This window comes from Alkalibaculum bacchi, from assembly GCF_937875145.1.
Taxonomy (GTDB): Bacteria; Bacillota; Clostridia; order Eubacteriales; family Alkalibacteraceae; genus Alkalibaculum; species Alkalibaculum bacchi_A.
This window is the reverse complement of record NZ_CALNCS010000031.1, coordinates 1-4,477: the sequence shown is the minus strand read 5'-3', so window position 1 is coordinate 4,477 and position 4,477 is coordinate 1. Positions and strand designations below refer to the sequence as shown.

Sequence of the window (4,477 nt, the reverse complement as noted above, 5' to 3'; positions counted from 1 at the left end):
AAGTCTTAACCCATGGTCAGAGATGCCGTTGCCCTCCCGATTCCGAATTGAAGATTAGAGAATTGATTAATAAATAAAGCTATGGAATGGCTTTTATACGCAGTGTGATGCATAAAAAAATAGTTGTTATTACAGCTAGTCTAGTTCGTAATCTAGAATAATTTTTTGGCAATTACGGCAACAACTTGCACTTACTGCACTGCCTTTTAAAAACCCATTTGCAAGTAAAATCTCATCTTCGTGGGTAGGTGTAATAAAGACTTGGTGTTTTCTTGGGCTCCAAAAAATTCCGCTGTTGCTCTGAAGAAAACCACTTTCCATTTCTACATTACAATAAGGACATTTCATATAATTGCCTCCCTGGTTAAAAACGAATTAATAGTTCGTACAACTCCGTTACTATCATTATACAACAGATTTAATTTGTCAAAATAAAATATTAAGAGAATTTACCATTTGATATTGATATATTAATTAATATACATCCAAATAATCAGTAGATGATTAATTATTTCACCCCTCTTAATTGTCAATATGATATACTCCTATAAAGACACAAAAACTAGCCGGAAGTTCTCATTTATAGCCAAGAAGTATTTTACAAACACAAGAGAGACGGAAGAAAAGAAAAACTTTATGAAGAGATTGCGTAATTAAAGTATTAAGTGAATATCTGAGAAAGGAGAAATTTATTATGAAAGCTTTAATTGTGGTAGATATGCTAAATGATTTTATCCTAAAAGATGGTGCATTGTATTCAGGAGAACAATCGGAAGAAATAGTGGGTTTCATCAATGCCAAGATAAAAGAATTTAGGGAACAGGGCAATCAAATTCTGTTTCTATGCGATAATCACGAGGTGGATGACAAGGAATTTGATATGTTCCCACCTCATTGTATCGCTGGAGAGCATGGGAGCAAGATCATTGACAATATAGACGTTGTTGACACAGATAAGATAATAAAGAAGAGAAGGTACAGCGGTTTTTTTGGAACCGATTTAGACTTGTATTTAAGAGAAAAGAATATTAAAGAAATAAACCTAGTAGGCGTATGTACAAATATTTGCGTATTATACACAGCAGCTGACGCAAGAAACATAGGGTATACGGTAAACATTTATAGAGATGGCGTTGCCACAACTGACGAAGCTGCCCATGAATTTGCATTAAAAGAAGCTGAAAATACGTTAGGATGTAATATTATATAACACTATAAATCACGTTCTTGTCATAGTCAAGAACGTGATTTATTTTATAAAGCGTTTGTAAAATCCTAGCCACTGGTTCCGTTCCAAACAGACTGCCAATAAAAGGATTAGAAAATAATAACAAAGTTGTTAATGCCGAAGATATCTTATTAGGAAAGGTAATACCTGGAAAACACAATGTTGTAATTGGCGGTGGGCAAGTAGGTGCTGAAACGGCTCATTTTTTGACACAATTACTTCGTAATGTAACTGTACTTGAAATGCAAGACACAATAGCATCAGATGCTTACCTTTCGATACAATGGGCTTTAGTAGAGAGCTTAGAAAAGAGACATGTTTCAAGAATTTTGAACTGTTCTCTGTCAAATAGACAAGTAAAAAAACAAAAAATAGTCTATTAAGGACTTGATAGGGTGATTGACTCCTCCCTACAGTAAACAATTTTTATTATTCAAACTGTCTACTATAGGGGGAGCATAACAAATAGCTTTGCTCTTTCTATAATTTAAACTTTAGCAATACTATGGTAATAAAAATCCAGATAATCGATAAACAGGTGCCATTGCCTCTTCTCTTTGTGATATTATACCCAAAAATTATTTATGTATATATTAAAAAATATTAAGAAATGAGACTATTTAATACACATGAACGGAACATATGTTTGATTTATTGTTTCATTGTTGGTATAATTTTACTAGGTGATGGATTTTGAATGAACAAATATACCAACAGTTCAGTTTTTTGATAGGAAGAGTGATATAAATGCATTATTTATACGATAATACCTTTGAAGGGTTTTTGAATTGCTATTATGAACATCTCTTTTTAGTTCCTTGTAGTGGAATTTTTAAAAAAGAAACCTATCAGATTTCTCTTTTAAATCCATATAAAGAAATCAAGACGGATTCTGATCAGGCAGATAAAATGTTTGATGTGATTAAAAGGAAATTATCTAGGGAAACTCTAATGAATATTTTTTATTGTTTTCTATCTGATCATCAAAGTAAAGAAGAATGGATTTTTCAATATTTAAATCTAGGTTTTCAAATGGGTAGAGACTTTAATCAATATCACACTCATAAAGCTGTTTTACCTTTGCTACAGGTAGTTCGTAAAGTAAAAATGGAATCTCATAGATATTTAGGTTATGTTCGGTTTACGGCTTTAGGCAGCTCACTTTACAGTTCTATTCACCCTACCTATAATGTTTTACCCATTATTGCGGACCACTTTTCCAATCGGTTTAAAAGTGAAAGCTTCATTCTTCACGATAAAAATAGAAACATGGCAGTTGTATCAGATAGAGGAAATTATATCCTATGTCCTTTTAAACAAGAGATTTCTTTAGATCTTAAAGAACACGATATATACGAAAGCCTATGGAGGACCTATTTTCATACTGTGGGTATTGAAGGCAGAAAAAATGAAAAACTCCAACAAAATTTTGTCCCTCTAAAATATAGGAAGGACTTATTAGAGTTTAATCTACACTCCGATATCTAGAAAATAATCTATAATAAATCTAATTCATCAAGAGTTTTATGAATATCCATATGCTCCTCGTTATAAATTTTTTATGTATATTCTTTGAAAATCTGGGAATAGTATTAATTAGTTTTTCAAATAATAACGACATGAAAGGATCTAATATGCAATTTCCTGATATACAAACTAACTTTTGGGACGCTATAACTGCTGTACCTTTAGTTGTGATAATAACACAGATATTTAAGGTGTTTCCTATAAAAAAGAAGTATTTTCCCTCTATAGCATCAACGATAGGCTTCATTATATCGATATTCATTAGCCATCGTGGAGATTTACCTGCAGGTTTGTTCATGGGTGCTTTCTACGGGGCAGCTGCTGTAGGACTATATTCATCATTAAAAACAGTATGGTTAGCATATAGAAACAAACATAAATAATAATTAGAACAAAATATAAGAAAATCACACTAGTGCGCCCATTTGCAATAGTAGAAATGAACAAAGATGTATATTATCGACATTTAATATATTAGTATCTTAAAATATAAGATGGACCCTAAGGGTCCTGAAAGTTAAGTACATCGGTATTTATTTAAATAAATCGAAATTCTATTATCTGGAAATGTATCTTTCTAATTATCTTGTATATCTATATGTTTTCTTAGATTTATATCTTCCATCTTCACATTTTCTTTTTCAGCTCTCTTCACAATGCTAAGTTCCCCAGTGGTCTCTAATACCCCATATTTTCATCAGTAATATGGAAAATATCTTTTGTTCGTAGCATATCTGCTAAATCGTCAACAGTATATTATTTTTAAGATAATAATTGCCATCCACTAGTCTTAAAATCTAAAAGATGGCTTTAAGTAAAATTATGTACTACTTGTCCTCTGGCAAGATGATATTCAGAAAAATTGCAACTATTGTAGCCACTGCTACTCCTGAACCTTCAAAGAGCATTTTTACAAGAGGATGAAAATATTAAGAGGCTTCAGGCACAAGGCTAAAACCAACGCCAAGGCCAAGGGCAACTGCTAGAATCGTAGCATTTCTACCTATTAAAGGCTCCTTAGTAACTTGGTTGATTCCGCTAACAATCATCATGCTAAACATAACGACGGAGGCTCCGCCTAAAACACTCGCTGGCATAATGGCAATAAAAGCTCCGACTTTAGGAAACAATCCAGCGATGATTAAAAACATCGCTCCTGTAGCTACAGTAAATCTGTTTACTACTTTTGTCATGGCAATAATTCCTACATTTTGTCCATATGAAGTATTAGGCAGTACATTAAATAGGGAAGCAAATATTGTTCCTAAACCATCGGCTATAACCGAACCAGATATTTCCCTATCTGTTGCTGCTCTACCAAGCCCTCCATCTGCAATCCCTGATACATTTCCAACGGTTTCTACTGTTGAAATGACGAACATAACTAAGATAGAAATAATCGCATCGGCATGAAACTCAATTCCAAATTGCAAGGGCATCGGTATTGAAATCCAATTAGCAGTCGCAACAGATGCAAGATCAATTTTACCCATGGGAATTGCTACTATATAGCCTACTATTAAGGCAATTAATACTGCTGATTTGCTCACAAGACCTTTTGCGTAATGTTGCAAAAATAGTACAGTCACTAAAACAACAGTACCTAAAAATAAATTTTCAAAGGATCCAAAATCTTTTGCACCGACTCCTCCAGCAAAATAATTAATTCCCGTCCCAATAAGAGATAATCCAATAGAAAGCAAGACAATACCTGTAATAAGC

Annotated in this window: 6 protein-coding genes; 4 read left to right on the top strand and 2 right to left on the bottom strand. The window is 33.0% G+C overall.

The window, feature by feature from the left end; genetic code table 11:
* Positions 1–135: 135 nt before the first annotated feature.
* Entirely contained in the window at positions 136–348 is a 213-nt protein-coding gene (locus Q7P22_RS02410) for a PF20097 family protein (protein ID WP_113921280.1), read from the bottom strand.
* A 346-nt stretch (positions 349–694) separates the two neighbouring features.
* Here Q7P22_RS02410 and Q7P22_RS02405 point away from each other — a divergent pair, with 346 nt between their 5' ends.
* From Q7P22_RS02405 to Q7P22_RS02395, 4 genes are all read left to right on the top strand, one after another.
* Positions 695–1,210 (top strand): cysteine hydrolase family protein, encoded by a 516-nt coding sequence (locus Q7P22_RS02405; protein ID WP_303860175.1) that lies wholly within the window; start codon positions 695–697, stop codon positions 1,208–1,210.
* A gap of 62 nt (positions 1,211–1,272) precedes the next feature.
* Positions 1,273–1,611 (top strand): FAD-dependent oxidoreductase, encoded by a 339-nt coding sequence (locus Q7P22_RS14900; RefSeq protein WP_369695476.1) that lies wholly within the window; start codon positions 1,273–1,275, stop codon positions 1,609–1,611.
* Positions 1,612–1,975: 364 nt separating this feature from the next.
* Positions 1,976–2,716, top strand: coding sequence for a TIGR03915 family putative DNA repair protein (locus Q7P22_RS02400; protein ID WP_113921284.1), 741 nt, complete (start codon positions 1,976–1,978; stop codon positions 2,714–2,716).
* Between the two features lie 38 nt (positions 2,717–2,754).
* Positions 2,755–3,138: a hypothetical protein gene (locus tag Q7P22_RS02395; protein ID WP_303860171.1), complete on the top strand. Its 384-nt coding sequence runs from the start codon at positions 2,755–2,757 to the stop codon at positions 3,136–3,138.
* A gap of 546 nt (positions 3,139–3,684) precedes the next feature.
* On the opposite strand, the gene Q7P22_RS02390 is transcribed toward Q7P22_RS02395, so the two are convergent.
* A partial coding sequence (locus Q7P22_RS02390) for a uracil-xanthine permease family protein (RefSeq protein WP_303860169.1) occupies positions 3,685–4,477 on the bottom strand: 793 nt, incomplete at its 5' end.

Coding starts and splice junctions, on each gene's coding strand:
- Q7P22_RS02400 (WP_113921284.1), top strand. CDS start 1,976: ATGCATTATTTATACGATAATACCTTTGAAGGGTTTTTGAATTGCTAT.
- Q7P22_RS02410 (WP_113921280.1), bottom strand. CDS start 348: ATGAAATGTCCTTATTGTAATGTAGAAATGGAAAGTGGTTTTCTTCAG.
- Q7P22_RS02405 (WP_303860175.1), top strand. CDS start 695: ATGAAAGCTTTAATTGTGGTAGATATGCTAAATGATTTTATCCTAAAA.
- Q7P22_RS02395 (WP_303860171.1), top strand. CDS start 2,755: ATGAATATCCATATGCTCCTCGTTATAAATTTTTTATGTATATTCTTT.